Genomic DNA, 21554 nt, shown 5'->3' on the forward strand with positions numbered 1-21554 from the left:
TAACAGGTAATGCTGAAGAATTGGCTTACCTATCGGTATTATAATGTAAAACCTACTAAAGTAGAACTTTCTACATGTAGTAATGGCCCAAATAGTATCTATATTTCTTATCAAAAGAAAGGATATTATTTTATACCACCTACTATGTTACAGCAAAAACATAAACAAGGAAGTTCAAAGAAGGAACCATCGAATGGCCAAGTAAGTCTAGGTGTACTAATTCAAAACATACAAGAGCTTGCAAAACCATTAAGTATTACATCCAAGGAAATTCTACTTGCCTATAATCACAATTATAATGCGCAAGCAAGAACATTTGAGGATACGACGATTGGTGGTTTAGAAGGAATTCTAACTAGTTTACAGTTGATTCACGAAGCGAAGAATATTCGTCCTGGAAATGAGAAACAGCTTAACCGGTGGTTATCAGCTCTTATTCCTGGTGATGTTACATCCTTTAGAGAATGGTTACTTCATGATCATACAGAAGCCATTCATCAACTCATACAACAGTTAAAAAAACAACAAAGCGCGTAAAGCTTTGTTTTATAGCAGGAAAACGAATGAACAGGATATGAGATCTGTTCTTTTTTTATTACTTTTTGGAGGGATTTATTATGCAATTTACTATTAACCGTACATTATTTATCGAAAAATTAGAGAAAGCAAGTGCTACTGTAGACGTTAAAAACCCAATGCCGGCATTACAAGGTGTTTTATTGGATTGTAATTCAAAGGGAATGATTCTAATGGGTTCAGACGGTACAGAAACAGTAACATTAGTAACTCGCTTTAATGTAAACAGTGGGGATTGTACTGAACCGGGGAAGGTGCTTTTTGCAGCTGCTCCGGTACTTAAAACGATTAAGAAATTCAAAAGTGAATTCATCGGTCTTGAACATAAAAATAATGAGCTAAAAATCGTAGAAAGTAAGAAGAAACAATTTAGCTTTTGTACCATGGATCATGAAGAATATCCTGAAATTAAAATTGAAGCAGGGGAAGATTGGATTTCACTTTCACAAGAACAATTTGTATCGATGGCCAACGGAACATTGCATGCTATTCCTGCAATGGATACACGTAAGATCCTAACAGGTGTGAACTTAAAATCAGTTGATGATAAGTTCTTTAGTATAGCAACTGATGCTCACCGTTTAGCCCGTTTACATTTTGATTGTACAAAGATCACTATCGCAAAAGATGGTGAAGTCGTGTTACCAATTAAGTCTCTTAAAACAGCTCTTAAGCTCTTTAATCGTGAAACAAATTTACAATTAAAGCTCATTAGTGATACACAGCTGTTAATCCGTGGCGAGAGTATTATCTATCAGTCTAGATTACTAGCTGGTACATATCCTGATACGGCACGTATGGTACCCGATGAATTTAAAAGTGAAATACAACTATCACGTGAAGAATTTAAAAACACGTTGGAGCAGCTTTCAGCATTTTCTTCCTTAATCGTGCTTACGTCAGAAGGAAAAGAAAGCATCCATCTGAAACCACAAAATTCTCAAGTAGGTACTGCAAGTGTAGAAATTCCATGTAATCAAGTTGAAGCATTTACATTGGCTTGTAATGTGGAATATCTGCTACAAGCACTACAAACGATAACTTCTGAAACAATCGCGATAAAAATGATTAGTAATCAGAGACCTATCGTGGTAGTGGGAGCAGAGGATACAACTCACTCTAATCTGCAGTTAATTCTACCGGTTCGCGTGTAAGGGGGCATCCATATGAGTATGAATCACAGTGACTTCTTTGACTTTTTACAGTCAAAAGAAGTCCTTCCTAATAATCAAGAACTTCGTCAATCCTTTGAATTGATTATAAATGGATTTATTGCGAACGAAATGCCTGATTTAGAAAACATACCATTAGAACATATAGATGAATTTGAAAAGCAATTTGAGCAGCTACGACATTATGTCACGTTTTATAGTGGTAATTCATTTCGTATAAATGGTCCAGATTGTGAATTAAAAGAAATGCTACATTTACATCTTTTCACTGAACAACTAGAAGATGTAGAAAAGCAGGGGCTAGAAGATGAGATATTTATTTAATCAAGGAAATGAGATGAAAGTATACATACGGATACTACGCATACAAAAATTAATTCGTAAATATAACATCCCATTCTTAATCAATATCAATGATTTTCACAGGGACAAGTTGCATATCACAAGTGAACTATTATTCGAGTCGCTTGCGCGTTTTAACGAGCAAACAAGTGTATTTTGTCACTTTGCCTTTGGAACTGAAGAAGACCTGTTAGATGGGACGTTATTTAGCTCAGAAGACATGTATTCGAATTTCGCTTCGGATATTAGTTCTATGGCTGCGGAAGGATGTTACTTCGATACAGCTGGTTACTATTTATGTATAGGCTCGGAACATATAACACAATCTGATTTTCAATTCGTGTTACATGAATTTTCGTTTAACACCTATCAAAGTGAAGCGTATCCCAGTCATATTTTAATTGAATTTCTAGAGGATGGTTATGAACAGTACTCATTTGATGAATGGGTACTTTCTTATTATGAAATTATAATCCGTCTTGCGGCAATGATTCGAGAAAAGACGAAGGGGAACCAGGTATGAAATTATTATTTACATACAATCACCAGAAAGTAAGAAAGTATCTACTTTCGTTAAAAATGCAAAAGAATGCTCACTTACTGCATGAATTACTTGCAGATAAGAAGCATGAAGAAGAAATCTATATATTAGATTGTTTAGAGCACTCAAGAGAAATAGACTTCAGTAAGATTTCAGAACGATCTATTCAACAAGTAATGGCTGCCGTTTCTTATTTAGAAGAGGACTCCAATTTCCCTATTAATTTAGATTCGAAAACTTTACTTGAAATAATCATGATTGCGGAAAAATCTTTAGATACTGATCTTTCCTGCTTCTATACATCGCAATTGTATCTTATGGAGATATTTATGCGTATGTATAGATTAGGGATTCCTGTAAAAGATTATTACCCAACTTATTTAGAACAAGATAATTTCGAAGAATACGATTGTGAGGATTCATTTAAAAATTGGGGTGATGACTTACTTCAAGATATGAAATTACATCACGAAGAGGTAGATAGCGACGATAAAGATACCTTAATCCAATATTCGAATTTATTTCATATATCTATGGATGAAATAAACCGTATTGTTGAGAATGCATGGAGTCCAATTGGCGAAATGCTCTCTAATATCAAGATAGAGGATCAAAGTTTCTTTCAGTCAATCCAGAATCAGTTTGATATACGTATGCTTTACCAAGCTGATGAGGAAAAACTTTACCTTTTCTACGATGATGATACATATTTTCCAGCAATTAAACGAATTGAGATGTTACTTCGTATCTTTGAAGAGATACAGTTAACAAAAAATATAGCAAATTAGTACAGAGGGCCTAAAAATGAAGAAATTATTTAGCTATTCATCTAATGTAGCGATGTCAAACTACTTACTATCACTTAAGTTAAACAAAACTTACAGCATCGTAAGTTGGGAACAAATTAAACAAAGATATCAAGAGGAAATATATATATTAGAAAGCCTTTCTAAAGATATAGAAATAGATTTCAACAAAATCTCTCATGGGACAATTAGTAAAATCCAAACTTGTGTGGACTTTCTAGATGAAAACCAAACAATAAGGTGGGAGGACATAGAATCAACAGATACGATTGTCATCTTCTTACTTTCCATGAACCTATTAAACATAAATCTATCTAAATTTTATTCATGTCAATTTCATATCTTACGTTACTTTAAAAGCATGCATGAGCTTTCGATTGATGTAACACAGTATTCTCCCTCGTATTTAGACCGAGAGAATATCTATGAATTAGACCATGAAGAAGGATTTATAGAATTGGGTACGGACATGATCGAAGATATGGGCTTAGAAGCTTTTCCAATTGATGAAGAAGAGTATGAAAAGCTCTCTACACTATTCGACATACCATTAAAGGAAATAAAGGAAGCAGCAGAGGACACATGGGGTGCTATAGCTGAAACAATAGACGGCATATCACCGAAGCATAAAGAAAAAATTTCAAAATTACTAGATTGTTATCCAGTAAAGTATTCTTACCAAATTGATGAAGAATCTCTTTATCTCTATTATGGCGACGAACCACTATACGGGCCATATAAATTTGAGATGTTACTAGATTTATTAGAAACAATCTATACGCAGGGGGAAACAACAAATGAAGACAGTAGCAATATTTGATGCTTTAGAGCCAAAAGGAATTGTAACCATACAGCAATTTAACAACGAATTATCTCGTGGAGAAACTGCCGTTACTTTTAAGGACTTTTATTTAGCTTTAAAAGAAGTTATGGAGCAGGGTACACAAGATAATACTCATTACTCTAGTGGCGTACTCCCAAAAGGTTGTATAAAACACGAGGTGTTATCTAAGAGTGGAGATAAACAAGCTGTTTGGATTGAAGTACCAAAGGCTCAGTGGGATATTCATTTCTTTGAACGACCGTTTCAACAAGTAGGCTTTCCACGTCTATTATTTCGTTATACGGTGTACCAAAAACGAGTTACGAATATCTCTGTCTTTGCTGTAAAAGAAGATATGGCGTTAGAAGAAGGAATGAAATTATATCAATTTCCATATTCTAATGTTCATCCTAGTGGATCTGTATGTACGGGTAGAGTTGTGATACCTGAATTCCGGGCTTTAAAAGATTTAGAAACATTTCATGTTTTATTCTTTGCAAGTTCATTTAATCACGACCTTACACATACTCATACGGAACCAGTTGGAGAGCTATTTAAACGATTTGAAAACCAAAGTTTTGATGATTCTATTTTAATGGAATCGGAAATGACTTTTTAATACACGCTCTTTAGAGTGATTGTTTATTAGAAGCAGGGGAGTATTTATTAAAAATAATAATTTTGTTGGAGTTTAGATTATAAACATTGGATCCAACATGCTTAGGAGGAAATACGGTGTATTTAGATTATGAAACACGAATGAGAATTGAGAGAGAAAGACAACGAATTATTAAGTTTTTAAACGAGAAGGGTATTACACAAAATTCAGATGGCAAAAGAGTCAATGATTTACCACTTTGGCCATTAACTTTAATGGAACATAAGTTACTGGCAGACAGTAATTAGGTACATCGAATTTCTGAAAATATCAGGACTATATATAAGCAAAGATACTAGGAGGATTTTTTATTATGACAAACTTATTCGATTTTTTTGATATGGAAACACAAGTAGAGGAAACAACAGTACCAGTGAAAAAAGCTGCTTCAGAGCAAGCCACTGCTAAAAAGGAAGAAAAAAAGGAAAAAGCAAAAGGTAAGACAAAGAGTAGTAAGAAATCTAAGACTACAAAATCTACAGATTGTCTAGATAAAATCAATACAACAACGGTTGTTCGCCACGTAGTATTTGGAGATATACCGTTAGTAGATTGGTTTACAGAAGAAGAAATTACACATGGAATCGCTGTTCAAAATGGAGATTCAACAGATGTAAGAAAAATAGAAGCAGAGGATATCCGCGTAAAATTAGAGCATCGTTATCCCTCATTTGTTAAAGGCTTAACTGTCATTAAATATGATGAGGATACAAATGCACTACTTCCGATTTTAACTGTCGGCGCAAAAGGAGCAAGTATTGTAGAGGGACAATCCATTTCAGATTGTCCTTTTTCTTTTCTTAGTACTTGGCTGAATCACTTTTTACCTGGGGATTTTATTCCGAGAACACTATTAATGGACTTTATTATTATTGCACAAGCCATTTCTCGTAAATGTGATTGCGAATTGCATGCTGATATCTATTTCAACAAAGAGCGTGGTTATTTTATGGACTTTCCACGCCAGCAGGTAGCAACTGAAATTGTAATCCCAGAAACGAATATAGAGATGCAGTCTATCGCTATGAAAGTTATGGAGATCCACAGTCATCATCGTTTCTCTGCTGAACCAAGTGATTTAGATAATCAAAGTGAACGGGCTCCTATTCTTTATGCAATTGTTGGCAGAATAGAGGATGTTTTCCCTGAACTACGAGTACGCACTTGTATAGATGGAAAATTTCATTCTATTAATCCTAACTTTATATTTGCAGGAGAATATGCAACGAAAGGAATAAGCCAAGATTACGATTTAAGTAGGATCACACTTTTAAAATAAATACACAAGGGGGCGTAAAAGGGACATATTTTTATGTCTCTTTCTTTATTATGACAACATTAAAAACAATTCACGTTTCAATGTTTACAAAGATAAAGCACTACATGTTAGTTCTTACAAAGAATAAACAAGCAATAGAGGGATCGCATGATGACTATAAGCTATTTCAATTTATGTGCAAGTTAGAGATGAATCACATATATGAAGCATTAGAAGGACACAGGAAGAATACTCATATTGATTTAGACACACATCAAGAATATGTAGATACGCTTGTTGTGCAGTTGAATTTACTTCAATATGTTGTAGGCATTGTGCAAGAGGAAGGAGTCATTTATGCTGCATCGATACTAGTGATGCATTCATTTGACTTGTATACCGTGCATAGGATTACAAATTTATCGATTCCATTTCTACGAAATTTAGAGAATACACTATCAAAAGAAAAATAGGGGGCTATAAAAATGAGTATTGTTATTGATATTGCAGAAGGAAAAAAGATTGTACCACATATTGTATTAGTAGGTGCTGGAGGAAACGGAGGATTAATTTTACAACATATTGCTCAAATGATGAGTATTTTTCAATTGGATGGCGAAATTGTAGTTGCAGATCCAGACACGGTTGAAGAAAAAGTGCGCCCATAAGGGCCTTGTAAACTCTGATTTAGTAAATCAGCGGGTGAAGTGAAACAAGATAACAACCCGACACCGGTAGCCTTATCCGTAATCGAAAGTGAACGGGGAGTGTAGCATGGCTGCAACGGGATAAGTCACTCTAATGTCATGAGTGCGACTGAATTTCTAGGTGTACCGTGGTAAACAAGGTTGAATGCTAAACTGCGTGAAGGATAAATCAAGGGGTCTTATCGACGACCATATCGAAATAGACATTGAAACGATATGTCTCTAGTTCAGCTCATCTATTTTTTGTGGAGAGAGGTGTGTTTCACACTAGAGAACCAACTAAAGTACATTAGTAAAGATTGAAAGTCCCAACCGACATTACTACAAACTATTTACAAGGTACTAAATGGGGATTACCTAAGTGGAAGCGCCATTTATGGCTATAGAGGATGATTTCAAGGTAAAAACCAAGAAATGTGGCTCTTGAATATTCCATATGGTAACGGAGCCTTCGTAGTAGTCAGAGATAGGGAAAGCCTATCACACTAACGTATGACAAATTACGTTAGGTCATGGTTGTGAAATCAGGATGGCGAAGGAAGGTAGTCAATTAGTTCATGATGATAATAAACAGGAAGGAAGCGAGATGCTGATGAGAAATCCAGTTTATGTATTGAACACCTTGTCGAAGAATACTATTAAAGAAAACTATAAGTTCAAAAGATTATATAGAAATCTTTATAATCCAGAATTCTACTATAAAGGTTATCAAGAAATATATGCCAATCCAGGTAATATGACCAGAGGAACCATAAATAACACTGTTGATGGCTTCTCAAAAAATAGAGTATCTAAAATCATCAACAACATTAAAAATGGTAACTATAAACCTACTCCTGTTAAGCGAGTATATATTGATAAAAAAGGGAGTAAGAAAAAACGTCCTCTTGGGGTACCGACATTTGACGATAAACTTGTCCAATTAGTAATAAAGTATATCTTAGAAGCAATTTATGAACCAAACTTCTCTGAGAACTCACATGGATTCAGGAAAAATAGGGGTTGTCATACAGCTTTGAAACAAATTAAAAAGAGTGGTAATGGAACTAAATGGTTTATTGAAGGTGATATTCAAGGTTTCTTTGACAATATCGACCACCATATCCTAATTGACCTACTAAGAAAACGTATCAATGACGAAACACTCATCGGATTAATATGGAAGTTCCTAAGAGCTGGGTACATGGAGGATTGGCAATTCCACAAAACATTCAGTGGAACACCACAAGGAGGGATTCTCAGTCCTCTTCTTGCCAACATATATCTAAACGAACTAGATATATACATGGAAAAATACGCTGAAAAGTTCGGAAAAGGTCAACCAAAAGACAGAGAAGTTGATAAAAGATATCAATACTTACACCTCAAAATAAAAAGAGGGCGTAAGAAAGCAGACTTACTAAGAGAACAAGGTAAACACAATGAAGCTCAGGAATTAATCGAGCAAGTCAACGAATGGGTTAAGGAAAGGGGACAACGTCCCTACTACAATCCAATGTCGGATAAATTTAAGTCACTAAAATATGTTAGATATGCTGATGACTTTATTGTAATGATAATCGGCAGTAAAGATGATGCCAAAGCCATTAAATCTGATATAGCTCAATTTCTCAATGAAGAATTAAAATTAACTTTATCAGAAGAAAAAACACTTATCACCCACTCTAGCAAGAAAGCAACATTTCTTGGATACAACGTCAATATCACTAGAAACGAGTTATTTACCAAATACTCGGTGAAAGGTGCAAAAAGAAGACATCACAATCTAAAAGTAAGACTTGAAATCCCCCATGAAGCATGGCGAAATAAATTACTTGCCCTGAATGTTTTAGAAATGAAGTATGTGAATGGGAAAGAAACTTGGAAACCAAAGCATAGACCGGAAATGGCACACCTAGATGATTTGGAAATACTACATAATTATGTATTACAGATCAGAGGGATGTACAACTACTACAAATATGCAGTTAATTCAACGGTACTCCAAAAATTCAGTTACGTTCTAGAATACAGCATGTATAAAACATTCGCCAATAAATATAAAAGCTCAATCGGAAAAATTAAGGGGAAATATTGCAAAAACGGTGTATTCATAGTCAATTACAAAGATAAAAAAGGCAAACAACACTCTCATTCTTTCTACAGGGAAGGATTTAGAACGGTTGATATAACTAAGATGAAAACACAAGAAAATAACATCGACAACTTGTTAGCCTCAAGAGTTCATATGTCAACAACTAGTCTTATGGATAGGTTGTCAGCCAACAAATGTGAACATTGTGGTAAAACCGATTCTAACTTAGTAATGCACCATGTCCGAAAAATGAAAGATGTTGAGAAAGGCAAAGCCAAATGGCAAAAATTAATGATTGCCCGTAGACGCAAAACATTAGCCGTATGTGAGGATTGCCATAATGAAATTCACTATGATATGAGAGTAGAACTTATAGCGAAAAACAGAAAAAAATAACTTTGACAAGCAATTGATGGAGAGCCGTATACTCTGAGAGGAGTACGTACGGTTCGGTGAGGGGTTTTGAGAAACCTATCATAGCAATATGACAAGGCGCTCGCTTCCTACTCTACAACCTTGGAAATCAACTCTTTATTCGACCTGATGTTGGTAAATACAAAGCAGAAGTACTGGCTCGTCGATATATTGCTGGCTATAACGTTCCTATCTCTTCCTTTACTTCACAGTACATAGAAGACATAGAAACAATGCAGCAGTTGTTTGGTAATAAATATGATTTATTAAAAAAACAACATAAAGACGACTACTTGTATCTGCCAATTGTAATTGGAGCAGTAGATAATATGTTTTCTCGTGAGATCTTTCATCAATTCTTCCATCAATCGGATAATCTTCTTTACATCGATGTAGGGAATACAGCTGTAACCGTTCCTGATAATTGGAGAGAAGTAAATAAAAGACATTGGACACCTCAACAAATAGCTGATTATAAAAACAGTGGTTATAACGGACAAGCAGTATGTGGAGTTAAATTGAATGGCGAGGTCATTCTTTCACCGCTTGGTGATTTATTTCCGGATGCATTTACGAAAAAAGAAACGGCTCCAAGTCAATTAAGTTGTTCCGAATTAGCTGCTTCAGAACCACAGCGCGTTATTACCAATAAGTTCGCTGCCATGACTGTTGCTCAATTCGTTAACGAACTCTTTGATGAAGGTACCGTATCGAATCACTATATCATTTTCCAGGCTCAAAAGGCTTTTATGAAAGCTGCACCAATTGAGGGGTAATGATATAGGAGGGGACAAGATGAGAGTGTATCAATTAGATTCCACTCAATTACAACACAGTTTAACACCAACAAACATGTGTAATGGTGTTCTACAATACTACCAATATAAACAGTATACCGTTGTATCTGTACTTGATTTATCAAAGCAAGATTCCGAAATGATACCATTGCTTCTGGCTTGTTTAGCAGAGGCTTTGATTCATTTCAATCCGGATTCTTTTTTAGCGAAGGATGAATCTAGCATCTTATATTGGTGTAGAAAGAACTTTAAAGGATTTCATAGTATCTCTGACGATGGATTTTTACAAGATTTCAAGCAGATATACGAATGTTATCAAGCATTGCAGAACGTTGGGAAACAAGAGAAAAATATAAAAATAAATATGTAATAGCAAGGAGAAGGGAAACGTATGTATAATATACTTAAACGTCAATATAATTACTTTATCCGAGGAGTGATTCGGATTAACGAAGAAGTACAAAGGGAATTGGACCTATTGGTGCAAAAGATTCGTGAAACTACTGTATCTTCTGTCCAAAAAATCATCCTTTTTGGCTCTCATGCATATGGCACACCAAATGAAGACAGTGATTTTGATCTCTGTATTGTTGTGGAAGGTGTCGGAGAAAGAAAAAGGGAAGTCATTAATCGTATCAATTGGGGTATTTATGATGTTATGGAAACACCAGTTGATATTTTAGTGTATGGACCAGAAGAGTTTCAAGAACGTGCTAGCCGTACCGTTACTATGGAACATAAGATTGCACTAGAAGGGAAGGTCCTATATGAGGTGCGAGACGTTCTCGAGTAAGCAATACGGAAGTATAAGCGACAACGAGGACTGTTCTTAATTGGAAAAACAATCAAAGCAATAAAGAACAGGATAACTGTTCAGATAAGTGGTAGGAATGAAGGAGTAACGCCCCGAAACTACCCCAGTGAGATTCCCAACTGCATACACTAGGCATAGCGTGATGTGGAGAGCAGGGTAAAATATACGGTCACGGTTCGTAGTGCACAACTGTATAACCGAAAGCCAACAGGAGTAATAAACCGGTTGGAACTAACCAAGTACCGTATGCTGTCAACCGACATGGTGAGAATGTGGTAAACCATTGACGAACTTGCGAATGTACGCCTCGAAAAGGACACGGATCAGAAATGATTCGGAGTCTGAAAACAAGACTTGTCTAATGGATTGGGGATATCTCATAATTAACAATCCTAACGTTGTTATAGGCAACGGAGCTAGACACGGGGTATAGCAAGCACCTAAATCGGAGGTCAAAATGACCTTTAAAACAATGATAGTCTGAATGGAACGTCGAAAGCCACCAACGTTGAGAGTAATCTCTATCGGCGGATACAGTTGAATACGAAATGGACAACCAAGGGAAGTATTCTTAATAGTGGTGAGAGTAGTGGCACGACCGTTGAAGGTTCTGTAATGGAACTGGAGGAACAGCCACAAGTCTATATAGTAGGAACTGAAATTTCATCTAATCTTGCATGGATTCTGGTAAGACTCAAAAGGTCACCAAAAATCAATTTGAGAGTAGGTGATAGACCATGAATGGCAATTCTAAGTCCGCGCCAAAGGGGAATAAACTAAGACACAACGAATACTACGGTATTCAACCTGTCCTAGATAACCTATACCAAAAAGCAACAAAGGGAAATTCTTTCAAAAACCTAATGTCTATCATTATATCAGACGAAAATATACTTCTCGCCTACCGCAATATTAAGGGGAATAAAGGAAGTAGAACTGCAGCTTGTGATAATGTAAATATAAAGAATATTGAGGGAATGGAACAAAGCTATTTCTTGAATGAAGTTAAAAGACGCTTTCAAAACTACCAACCGCAGAAAGTAAGACGTAAAGAAATTTCGAAGCCCAACGGACAAACCAGACCCCTGGGAATACCGGCTATGTGGGATAGGATAATCCAACAGTGCATCTTACAAGTCATGGAGCCAATCTGCGAAGCGCACTTCAGTAACCGAAGTTATGGTTTTCGCCCAAACAGAAGTGCTGAACATGCCCTAGCAGATGCATCAGTGCGAGTAAATAAACAAAACCTTACATATGTAGTAGACGTAGACATTAAAGGTTTTTTTGACGAGGTAAATCACGTCAAGCTCATGCGTCAATTATGGACATTGGGTATCCGTGACAAACAACTTCTGGTCATTATCCGAAAAATACTGAAAGCCCCAGTGCAAATGCCTGATGGCACAACAATGTTCCCGACCAAGGGCACCCCACAAGGCGGGATTCTTAGTCCTATACTTGCCAACGTCAATCTTAATGAATTCGACTGGTGGATAAGTAGACAATGGGAGACATTCAAAGCTAAAAAGGTAAAACCGAGATGCATGAGGGGAATTTGGTGCAATGACGTTGTAACGACACAACTCACCAAAACTTCCAAGATGAAACCAATGTACATCGTAAGGTACGCAGATGACTTTAAAATCTTCACAAACACACGTAGTAATGCGGAGAAAATTTTCAAAGCGACTCAAATGTGGTTAGAAGAACGTCTAAAACTGCCTATCTCAGCCGAAAAGTCTAAAGTAACCAATCTGAAAAAGCAACAAAGTGAATTCTTAGGTTTCACCCTCAAAGCTGTAAAGAAAGGTAAAAAGAAGAACGGTGACACACGATACATTGCAGTAACACACGTTTCCCCAAAAGCACTGGAAAAAACAAAACAAGATTTAGCAAAACAAGTGAGAAGAATACAGAAAACCCCAAACTCTAATGAAACAATTAAGAGAATCAGCATATACAACAGCATGGTCATTGGTAAGCACAACTATTATAAAATAGCTACGCATGCCTCCCAGGATTTCAGTAAAATGAACCATAATCTTGACCACATAATGTATAACAGATTCCCTAAGTCAACAACTGGAGGTAAAAGCAATACAAATGGATACACGAATATAGGAGAATATAAAGGAAAAGACAAAGGTATTAAACCATATCTAAAGTCAAAAATGATGAGATTTCTCATGAAACGTCCCATCCTACCAATCTCCTATATTCAACACAAAAACCCGATGATGAAAAAGCAAGTCATTAACAAGTACACCGCAGAAGGACGAGCCCTGATACATAAAAACTTGGCAGACATAACCGAAGCGGAACTGAAATGGTTAAGAGAAAATCCAGTTATAAATGAACGGGCAACCGTAGAATACAATGACAACCGAATTTCTCTTTATGTCGCACAAAAAGGCAAATGCAGTGTAACAGGTGAGAAACTCTTACCTTGGGACATTCATTGTCACCATAAGCGATTATGGAGTGAAACAAAGGACGACAGCTACAAGAACCTTACCATCATCAAACCAAGTGTCCATAGACTAATACACGCAACCAAGATAGAAACCATAAACCAACTACTCAATGAACACAAATTCAATGAGGAACAGTTAGGCAAACTCAATAAATTGCGAAAATTAGTCAAAAACGAGGAAATCTGTATTTAATCACAAAATGAAGTGGAAATGAAACATGAATAACTAGCGTTGTTCGCTTAGAACTTATCATTATTTTGATGAAAAGAAAACTACAATATAGATGGACCGCGGTATGCCGTGAAAGTGGCACGTACCGTGCGGATCGGGGGAAAAGTTGGAGATAGCTTCAAAGACTTACCTATCGACAATAAATATTGAGGATCTAAAAGAGTGGGTATTTATTGCAAAATCTGATTTAGATTCTGCTAGTTACTTAACTCACATGAAGCCTTTCCCTACTGCAATTATTTGTTATCATAGTCAACAATGCGTGGAAAAACTTCTAAAAGGATTTCTTGCACTAAACGGTAAGACAGTTCCAAAAACTCATAACCTTTTAATGCTGCACAAATCGTGTCGGAAATTAGATGAGGAATTCTCATTAATTTTAGAACAGTGCGTGCAGCTAAATGGTTATGCTACAGACATTCGTTATCCGTATTTTGAAGCACTTACTGTTCAAGATGGATTAATCGCTATACAACATGCTCAAAAAGTAATGAGCTTTTATATGGAAAAGTTAAACAAGTTGAATATACATGAAATCACAGTTGATTAAAAATAGAGGATATACACAAAAGAGAGTGCCTATTAAATAGGGACTCTCTTTTTCTATCTAAAAACAGAGGAGGCATGCTCCATAGTAGTATGAAATGATACTTTGCTATGGGGATAACAATATAATGATGGATATATATAAAGAAATTAAAGAGGAAATGAAAAAAGTCTATTTATCACGCGATTGTTGTTTTGTAGGTTACAGTGGGGGGAAAGATAGTTCTGCCATGTTGACGTTACTATGGGATGCAATTGCCGAGCTACCACTAGAGGAACGTACAAATCCAATTCATATCTTAACTTCCGAAGTTGGAGTAGAAACACCTGCTATGACAGCTTATATCTCACGGACATTACAAAAGATCCAGGAGAATGCAAATGAACAAAACCTACCGTTTGTTGTTCATGGTGTACAACCACTTATGAGAGAATCATATTGGTATAAGGTAATAGGTAGAGGCGTTTTACCACCGAGCGGAAACAGTAGATTGAGATGGTGTACTGACTCTCTCAAGGTCAAACCGATGCAGCGAAAGATGAAAGAAATCTTAATATCTTCTCAAACTACTACTGCAGTAGAATGCTTTGATGAATATGATGGAGTGCTTATGTTGGCCGTTCGTAATGAGGAGAGTGGTCGAAGAAGACACAGTATCCAAAGGCATGAGATAAGTACTGATTCCTTATTTTCACGTCATAATGACATGAAAAATATCCTCTGCTTTAATCCAGTTAAATTTTTAACCGGTGATGAAGTATGGATGTTACTTTTAGATAGAGGGATACTGCCTTTTGGCGTGGATGTGGAAGAAATGAGCATACAGTATGGACAAGCTATGTTTGAATGTGGCATAAAAACAGGTGGGAAACAGCAAGGAAATGCTTGTGGAGCTGCAAATTCACGTAGTGGATGTTGGACTTGCCTGATGATGAATGGTGAGGATAAAATGTTGACCCAGCTAATAAGTGAGGGGTATACGGACTATGCTTATCTACAATCCTGGAAAAGCTTCTTACGTTCGATTAGAAACGATATTCGGTATCGGAATGTAATGAATAGACGAAGCCTGCAAACGCTCCTTAGAAACGAAAATAAAAGGGATTCAGACTTGTTTTCCATATGTAATCATGTTGAATATGATTATATTATGTTTGATCGCACAGAAAAAGGAGACTATGCACCAGGAGGGCTTACGGTAGAAGGTAGAAGAATGCTTTTAGAGTATCTACTTTTTACACAACAAAAGATGAATACAAATCTTATTTCTGAAGAAGAAATTGAGGCAGTGCTGCAAGCCTGGTATGAAACGGATGGAATTAGAGTATACCGAGATGAATTGGAACCTATACACCACGCATATCTAGGTGAATTGGTGTTCAAACCCGATTGTACAATAAATGAGGAAAAAACGACGTCTCCATTCCCTGTGTTTTTCGTGGAAATTGATATTCATTTAGGGAAACAGGAGATATTTCGTTGGATGAAGGAACGACAGAAAGTTACGCAGCAGAGTTTTTTCTTTTTTCCTTCAAATTATTCTAATGGTTCTGCAAAGCTTACATGGAACAAACTAACCTTTGTTGTATCTAGATTTGATATAACAGAAGCAAGAGATGCTGAACGTATTATACGTCAATGGTTAGGTATGACGATGTACCATGAAAGGGCAGAAGCACAACATAAGAAGATGCTTGTACAGCTGTTCATTCATTCTATGAAGAATGAGCAACTATTTAATCCGGATGAATTAGAAAATACGAAGATCCTATATACTACAGAGTTTATAAGTAGGCTCTCTCGATTGCTAGAAACAGAGGAGTTGCTATCCGAGGGGACTAATCACCTCTTTGCAAAAATACTTAAAGAAATGGCTAACGAAACATTTCTCATAGCATGATATATAAATAATAGATATATTTAGAGAGTACCTATTCAATAGGTGCTTTCTATATTACAAAGGCAAGAGGAGATTATAATGGAATTTAAAAAACTTATGAAGTATATAGAAGAGAATAAGGAAGAACACTTTGATGAATTAATTAAAAAAAATGAAAACGCAATTAAAGAAAGCGATAAAAAAAATGAGAAGGAAACAGATTTTAAAAAATAGTTACGATATTTACCGAAGAACTATTAGGAACTTATAAATATAGGATTCAAGGAGGATACTTATGACTGAAATTAGTTTAAAAGACAGATGTATTCAAATTCTAGCCACAATTCCAACAATAGTATTTTTTATTTGGAGCATGTACTACTGCTTTCAGCTATTTGTAGGAAATGAAATACCTGGAGTAAATCCTTTTACAAAGTTTATACTTGGGTTGATTACACTGTTTATGGGAATAGGCGGACTTATTAATTTAACTAAGCCTAATGTAGATGCTGTCGAGTTCTCCGTAAAGACACTTTGCGGGTTACTTGCAATTGGCTTTATATTAGAGTCAGGACAATTTATAGATATCGTAAAAGTAGTCATTAATTCATTGTAAAGAAATCATATATTTTTTAGTACCTTTTAAAAGCCCAATTATATTTTATATATAATTGGGCTTTTATTTTTCTGTAATAAATTGCAACTATAATTCGAGTTTAGAGAAAGGAATGTAGAATGCCACTTCTAAGTGTAACTTTCGAAAAAAGTCTGATTATTTATAATAGAGTTTGATTAAAAATCCTGTGTTGATATGCAGGATTTTTTCTTGTTCTACAAACGGGCCATTTTCTTGAGTAACACTTTAATGAAAATAATTATGGAGCAAAAAAATTGTGAAGATTTCCCCTTAAACTAAAGGGTTGTAAAGGGGGAAATCTAAATGATTGAAAATGCTCAAACAAACAGTAATTCAGTAATCTCTTCAAACCTTGGTATTATTTAGATCCTAATACCATTTATCGGTTTTTTTGGTGGTTTAGGAGTTGTAGTTGCTAGAAAAGCAACAAAAGAAATTATAGAAAAAAACCAAAGTGGTAGTGGATTAGCTACTTCTGGTTTAATTTGTAGTGTGGTGGGAATTATCATTCAAATCTTTTTAGTACTCAGTATTCTCGTTTTCTATTCTTTAAGAATTGTAGGATATCTTATTAAACTAATGGGCCAGTCCTGCCATGGTTTGGGCGTTCAAAGCGTCGCAAACCATGAATAGGATTGGCTTACTATGGGGAGTGGTTTAGTGTTTTATTAATAATTTCTATTTTTTGCCACATGAAGAAATTCCTTAACCGCAGGAGAAGCATTTGCAATTGATTGACAGGCAAGTGCTACTTCACGGCTGTTTTCAATATTTAGTTTGCTGATTTTTATGTTTTGCTGTGTCTTTAAAAATAATTCTGGACCTATCGTAACGCCAAGTCCTTCCTGTACCATATTAGTGATGGTTGTACAGTCGTGTACTTCAAAAAGAATAGATGGTTTAATTTGCGCTTCTGCAAATAATTCCTCAACATGTGATTGGTACATCCCTGTTGGCATAATAAAGGATTCATACATTAAATCATTCATTTCTACTATTTCTTTAGAATGAAATTGATGATCAGGGTGATAAGCGACTACCATCTTGTCTTTAATCAAAGGAACCAAATCGAAATTTGGGTTTGATTTTCCTTTTACTACAAATCCAATGTCAATAATGCCTGAACCTAACCATTCCGTAATCTCTTCATAGGTTCCTTCGTAAAATTTAAATTCTATTTTAGGATGCTTTTTCCGGAATTTTGCAAGTAATTTAGGCAATAGGCAGGAAGAAGCACTTGCAAAAGTGCCGATACGAATAATACCTGTTTCCAAGCTTGTCATAAGCGCAATTTCTTGATTAATGACTTCCACTCTTTTCAATATTTCTCTAATATGCGGCAGAATTTTTTGTCCTATATCTGTAAGTGTTATTCCTTTTTTTCGATCACGAATTAATAAAGAAACTCCCCATTCAGATTCTAAACTCGCAACTGCATGACTCACGGCAGATTGGGTCATATTTAACGTTTCAGCAGTTTCTGTAAAGCTTCCTAGCTCAACCACTTTTGCAATGATTTCGTAGCGCACAATAGTCATGAGTGATTACTCATCTCCTTTATTAAAAACATCAATTTTACTTATGTTAACATGGAACATAAAATAAAAACAGTAGTTCAAATATAAGGAGATGTACAAATTGAAAAATAATATGAATCAACTAATCATCATACTTTTAGCTTTAGGAGCTTTTGTAACAGGAACAGTAGAGTTTGTTGTTTCTGGAATTTTAGAACTGGTTTCTTTTGAATTAGATATTTCAATTTCAACGGCTGGTCAGTTGATTACGATTTATTCTTTATCTTATGCTATTGGAGCTTTGATCTTGGTCATGCTAACGTCTAAATTGGATCGTAAAAAGGTACTTTTATATGCTATCTCTATATTTATTCTAGGGAATCTAGTTGCATTTTTTAGCTATAATTTTGTCTTTCTTATGGTATCTAGAGTCATTATGGCGATGAGTGGAGGGTTATACATTGTTGTTGCCACCAATTATGCTGCGCAAATTGCAGTTCCAGAAAAAAGGGGTAGTGCTATGGCAACAGTCATTACAGGTTTCACTGTTTCATTAGTACTTGGAGTACCTATCGGAACATTTTTAGCTGGACATTTTGATTGGCACTATATTTTCTTAATTATTGCGCTTAGCACAGTTTTTTTAATACTAGGACTTTACAAATTATTACCATCAATAAAAGGAAACCAACCGCTGCCATTTACACAACAGCTACAAATTATGAAAGATAAACGAGTCCTTACTGGTTTAATGACAACGATCTTTTGGATTTTAGGATATACGATGGTGTTCGCCTACATTGCTCCATTATTAAGTCATACTGCTGGTTTTTCTATAGAAATGACAAGTATCGCTTTATTTGTTTTAGGCACTTTTGCTTTTATTGGCTCACGTTTTGGAGGATATGCGGTAGACAGATGGGGACCTAATCGAACGATTTCATTAAGTTTATGTGTTCATATCATTTCTTTATTTGTACTAACATTTACACAGTATAGGGCAGTCGGTGTATTTGTCACACTAGCCTGTTGGGGAGTAGCAACTTGGACAACGACACCAGCAAAGCAGTTTTATCTGATTTCACTAAAACCACAATCTTCTGAAACAGTACTCAGTTTTAATACCGCTTTAATGAATGTTGGAATGATGCTAGGTTCTGCATTAGGAGGAATCATTATTCAGTATACAAATATAGTGAATTTAAGCTGGATTGGAGGATTATTCGGTATACTTGCACTTATTTTTATCCGATATTCTTTCTATTTAAATAGAAAGAATATGAAGAATCACCAATTTTAAGGATAAAAATACTCTCCAATACCAGCATTTCAAAAACTTGTTGAAGGTTTTGAAATGGGAAATCATCACCCACCTTTGCAGTTGTGAAGGGAGAGGAAATGTATATTAGAGCGAACGTAACGAATATCAAGTTCGCTGTGTATTTAACACCTTTTGTATTGAAGAAGAGATCAAGGAGACTTTCATTAGAGTATGACTAATGAATATAGGATTTGATAAATATTTTAGTTATTCCATTAAAGGGCGCGATTGTGGAAGATCACAGACATAAAATAATCAAACTTTTTTATAAAAGTTCTATACTAATTCACAAGAGAAGAATCCGTTTTAATCAATCTTTTTTCAAAACAGATTCCTTTTATTTAACGTAAAATACGAGTTTGAAAGGTAATTTTGATCAAACACTATTTTAAAGCCACACTAAGATGGAAAATTAGATTATTACATCAAATAATTAGTTATATAAATAATACAAACATTTCTCAATTTTTTACAAAATTTTCAGTTTTTTCTTGCGAAACCGCACCACTATAGCATTCTATAGAAATTTAATGTTAATTTAATTCTTTATATTCAGAATTTTCAACAAAGAGCATATAGACCTGTTGTTATTTTTTCCCTATAATCAATCTGTAGTTTCAATATTCAATTTTCTGTAAATTCGCGCGAACCAGGAATTGTTTTAAAATATCTTTTACTAGGTAAAATAAAAACTACAAAAAATAATTATCATTTTATGGAAATAAGGTGATCTTTTGTTTGTTTGCAAAGAACATGTATTAAAAGTGATTAAAAATCTAAATGTACCGCATATTTGTGAAACAGACAAAAATATAAAATGTAGGTATTGTGATCATGCTTCTCAATATGAATTGTATATATTTGATTTCAGGAATATCTCAAAAAAATTAAGAATGTTCAGTACCCAATAGGTTATGTTATTTTTCAAAAATACTATATAGATTATTAGTCTATGCAAATAATCTTTTGGTCTAGATTCTGAAAAGAATACATAATCAGATTATTTCGTCACTTATATTGCGATTTAGTAATGTTCACATTATAATTAAAGGGGAGAATAGTTAATATGGCATCTTATATCATTGGTAAATTAAACTTAAACGAGGAATTATTAAAGAAAGATTTAGCTACTATAGCGAATTTTCCAGTTATTCCAGAAGAGTATGATGAATTCAGTTCGGGTTATTGGATGAACAACTCTTTATGGAATGCTTCAAATGATAAAAATGATACAATGTATCGTGATTTTGATCATGCAGCACAACAAACAGAGTATGGTAAGCAGTTACCTTACATTAACTCACTTCTTGAAGAATACTTCACTTTTGATAATTTAAAAATGGTTCGTACACGTAATTTAGTGGATGCAATGGTTATCCCACATAGAGATTTCGTTGAATTCTCTCATAGTACAAAGCAACGTTTCCGTGTCTTCTTAGCTTTAGAAGATAATGAAAAGGCCTTCCATTCAGATGAAGAAGCAGTATTCCGTATCAGAAAAGGCGAAATTTGGTTCCTTGATGCAGCAATTGGACATGCAGCCGCTAATTTCTCTAAGGATAGCCGCGTTTTCCTTTGCTTGGACTATGTATTTGATTGTGATTTTGATCCATCTGATATCTTCAAAGATAAAAAGACATATAATCGTGATTTAGAAAGATTTATTGTTCAACGAGATAAATTAGATGAAACATTTGAAGAGGAGTTAATTACTTCACTTTCTAAAGTAATTTCAAGAATTAATTTTAGAGATGTTGTATTCTTCTTATCGAAAATTCATTTTGAAAAAGATATCCCTGTTGCAAAATGCTATGATTGGCTAGATCAAATTGCAGAAAGAAGCGGTGATCAGGCAATTATTCAGAAAGCAAAACATTTACGTGAGTATATTATTGAACATCGTAATTTAGGTGAGCGCTTCAGTATGGATAACTGGAAAGAAGAAGTTACTGTTTGATTTTAG

22 protein-coding genes and 1 pseudogene are annotated in these 21554 nt (G+C 35.0%); 22 read left to right on the top strand and 1 reads right to left on the bottom strand.

The window, feature by feature from the left end; genetic code table 11:
* The first annotated feature begins 9 nt into the window (after positions 1–9).
* From J0835_RS27625 to J0835_RS27720, 20 genes and pseudogenes are all read left to right on the top strand, one after another.
* The gene (locus J0835_RS27625; RefSeq protein ID WP_000917103.1) at positions 10–537 is read left to right on the top strand and encodes a hypothetical protein; all 528 of its coding nucleotides are present in this window, start codon (positions 10–12) and stop codon (positions 535–537) included.
* A gap of 80 nt (positions 538–617) precedes the next feature.
* Complete coding sequence (gene dnaN / locus J0835_RS27630) at positions 618–1730, top strand: DNA polymerase III subunit beta (protein ID WP_001160900.1); 1113 nt, start codon at positions 618–620, stop codon at positions 1728–1730.
* 12 nt (positions 1731–1742) lie between these two features.
* Positions 1743–2072: a hypothetical protein gene (locus J0835_RS27635; RefSeq protein ID WP_000062336.1), complete on the top strand. Its 330-nt coding sequence runs from the start codon at positions 1743–1745 to the stop codon at positions 2070–2072.
* Positions 2056–2613, top strand: coding sequence for a hypothetical protein (locus tag J0835_RS27640; RefSeq protein WP_001269725.1), 558 nt, complete (start codon positions 2056–2058; stop codon positions 2611–2613). The genes J0835_RS27635 and J0835_RS27640 overlap by 17 nt, the downstream gene beginning before the upstream one ends.
* Entirely contained in the window at positions 2610–3419 is an 810-nt protein-coding gene (locus J0835_RS27645) for a hypothetical protein (protein ID WP_000770658.1), read from the top strand. The genes J0835_RS27640 and J0835_RS27645 overlap by 4 nt, the downstream gene beginning before the upstream one ends.
* A gap of 16 nt (positions 3420–3435) precedes the next feature.
* Positions 3436–4257, top strand: coding sequence for a hypothetical protein (locus J0835_RS27650; RefSeq protein WP_000732879.1), 822 nt, complete (start codon positions 3436–3438; stop codon positions 4255–4257).
* Positions 4235–4879 (top strand): hypothetical protein, encoded by a 645-nt coding sequence (locus tag J0835_RS27655; RefSeq protein WP_000859309.1) that lies wholly within the window; start codon positions 4235–4237, stop codon positions 4877–4879. The genes J0835_RS27650 and J0835_RS27655 overlap by 23 nt, the downstream gene beginning before the upstream one ends.
* A 116-nt stretch (positions 4880–4995) precedes the next feature.
* Positions 4996–5166 carry a hypothetical protein gene (locus tag J0835_RS27660; protein WP_000280378.1) on the top strand — a complete coding sequence of 57 codons (171 nt, stop codon included), beginning with the start codon at positions 4996–4998 and terminating at the stop codon, positions 5164–5166.
* 65 nt (positions 5167–5231) lie between these two features.
* Positions 5232–6197 (top strand): hypothetical protein, encoded by a 966-nt coding sequence (locus J0835_RS27665; RefSeq protein ID WP_000182857.1) that lies wholly within the window; start codon positions 5232–5234, stop codon positions 6195–6197.
* Positions 6198–6247: 50 nt separating this feature from the next.
* Entirely contained in the window at positions 6248–6649 is a 402-nt protein-coding gene (locus J0835_RS27670) for a hypothetical protein (RefSeq protein ID WP_000209418.1), read from the top strand.
* Between the two features lie 12 nt (positions 6650–6661).
* Entirely contained in the window at positions 6662–6844 is a 183-nt protein-coding gene (locus tag J0835_RS27675) for a hypothetical protein (RefSeq protein ID WP_000029266.1), read from the top strand.
* 631 nt (positions 6845–7475) lie between these two features.
* On the top strand, positions 7476–9353 hold the full coding sequence (locus J0835_RS27680; protein ID WP_033656444.1) for a reverse transcriptase domain-containing protein: 1878 nt from the start codon (positions 7476–7478) through the stop codon (positions 9351–9353).
* Between the two features lie 116 nt (positions 9354–9469).
* Positions 9470–10147, top strand: a pseudogene (locus tag J0835_RS27685) (ThiF family adenylyltransferase); the annotation flags it as partial.
* Between the two features lie 19 nt (positions 10148–10166).
* Positions 10167–10538, top strand: a complete 372-nt coding sequence (locus tag J0835_RS27690) for a hypothetical protein (protein ID WP_001267125.1) — start codon at positions 10167–10169, stop codon at positions 10536–10538.
* A 21-nt stretch (positions 10539–10559) separates the two neighbouring features.
* Positions 10560–10961 (top strand): nucleotidyltransferase domain-containing protein, encoded by a 402-nt coding sequence (locus J0835_RS27695; protein WP_000282367.1) that lies wholly within the window; start codon positions 10560–10562, stop codon positions 10959–10961.
* 758 nt (positions 10962–11719) lie between these two features.
* On the top strand, positions 11720–13651 hold the full coding sequence (gene ltrA / locus J0835_RS27700; RefSeq protein WP_001014145.1) for a group II intron reverse transcriptase/maturase: 1932 nt from the start codon (positions 11720–11722) through the stop codon (positions 13649–13651).
* A gap of 145 nt (positions 13652–13796) precedes the next feature.
* A complete protein-coding gene (locus J0835_RS27705; RefSeq protein ID WP_000401560.1) occupies positions 13797–14240 on the top strand; it encodes a HEPN domain-containing protein in 444 nt (147 codons plus the stop codon).
* 124 nt (positions 14241–14364) lie between these two features.
* Positions 14365–16137 (top strand): phosphoadenosine phosphosulfate reductase domain-containing protein, encoded by a 1773-nt coding sequence (locus J0835_RS27710; RefSeq protein WP_033665586.1) that lies wholly within the window; start codon positions 14365–14367, stop codon positions 16135–16137.
* Between the two features lie 78 nt (positions 16138–16215).
* Positions 16216–16350, top strand: coding sequence for a hypothetical protein (locus J0835_RS27715; RefSeq protein ID WP_000394600.1), 135 nt, complete (start codon positions 16216–16218; stop codon positions 16348–16350).
* Positions 16351–16411: 61 nt separating this feature from the next.
* On the top strand, positions 16412–16732 hold the full coding sequence (locus J0835_RS27720) for a hypothetical protein (protein ID WP_000136245.1): 321 nt from the start codon (positions 16412–16414) through the stop codon (positions 16730–16732).
* Between the two features lie 689 nt (positions 16733–17421).
* Here the strand turns inward: J0835_RS27720 and J0835_RS27725 are convergent.
* Positions 17422–18291 carry a LysR family transcriptional regulator gene (locus J0835_RS27725; protein ID WP_000158036.1) on the bottom strand — a complete coding sequence of 290 codons (870 nt, stop codon included), beginning with the start codon at positions 18289–18291 and terminating at the stop codon, positions 17422–17424.
* Positions 18292–18382: 91 nt separating this feature from the next.
* Between J0835_RS27725 and J0835_RS27730 the strand changes: the two genes are divergently transcribed.
* Together J0835_RS27730 and J0835_RS27735 are read left to right on the top strand one after the other, a co-directional pair.
* Positions 18383–19570, top strand: a complete 1188-nt coding sequence (locus tag J0835_RS27730; RefSeq protein ID WP_002019938.1) for an MFS transporter — start codon at positions 18383–18385, stop codon at positions 19568–19570.
* 1087 nt (positions 19571–20657) lie between these two features.
* Complete coding sequence (locus tag J0835_RS27735; RefSeq protein ID WP_000179384.1) at positions 20658–21548, top strand: aspartyl/asparaginyl beta-hydroxylase domain-containing protein; 891 nt, start codon at positions 20658–20660, stop codon at positions 21546–21548.
* Positions 21549–21554: the final 6 nt, after the last annotated feature.

Origin of the sequence: Bacillus cereus group sp. Sample62 (assembly GCF_036851315.1) — a bacterium.
Classification (GTDB): domain Bacteria; phylum Bacillota; class Bacilli; order Bacillales; family Bacillaceae_G; genus Bacillus_A; species Bacillus_A wiedmannii.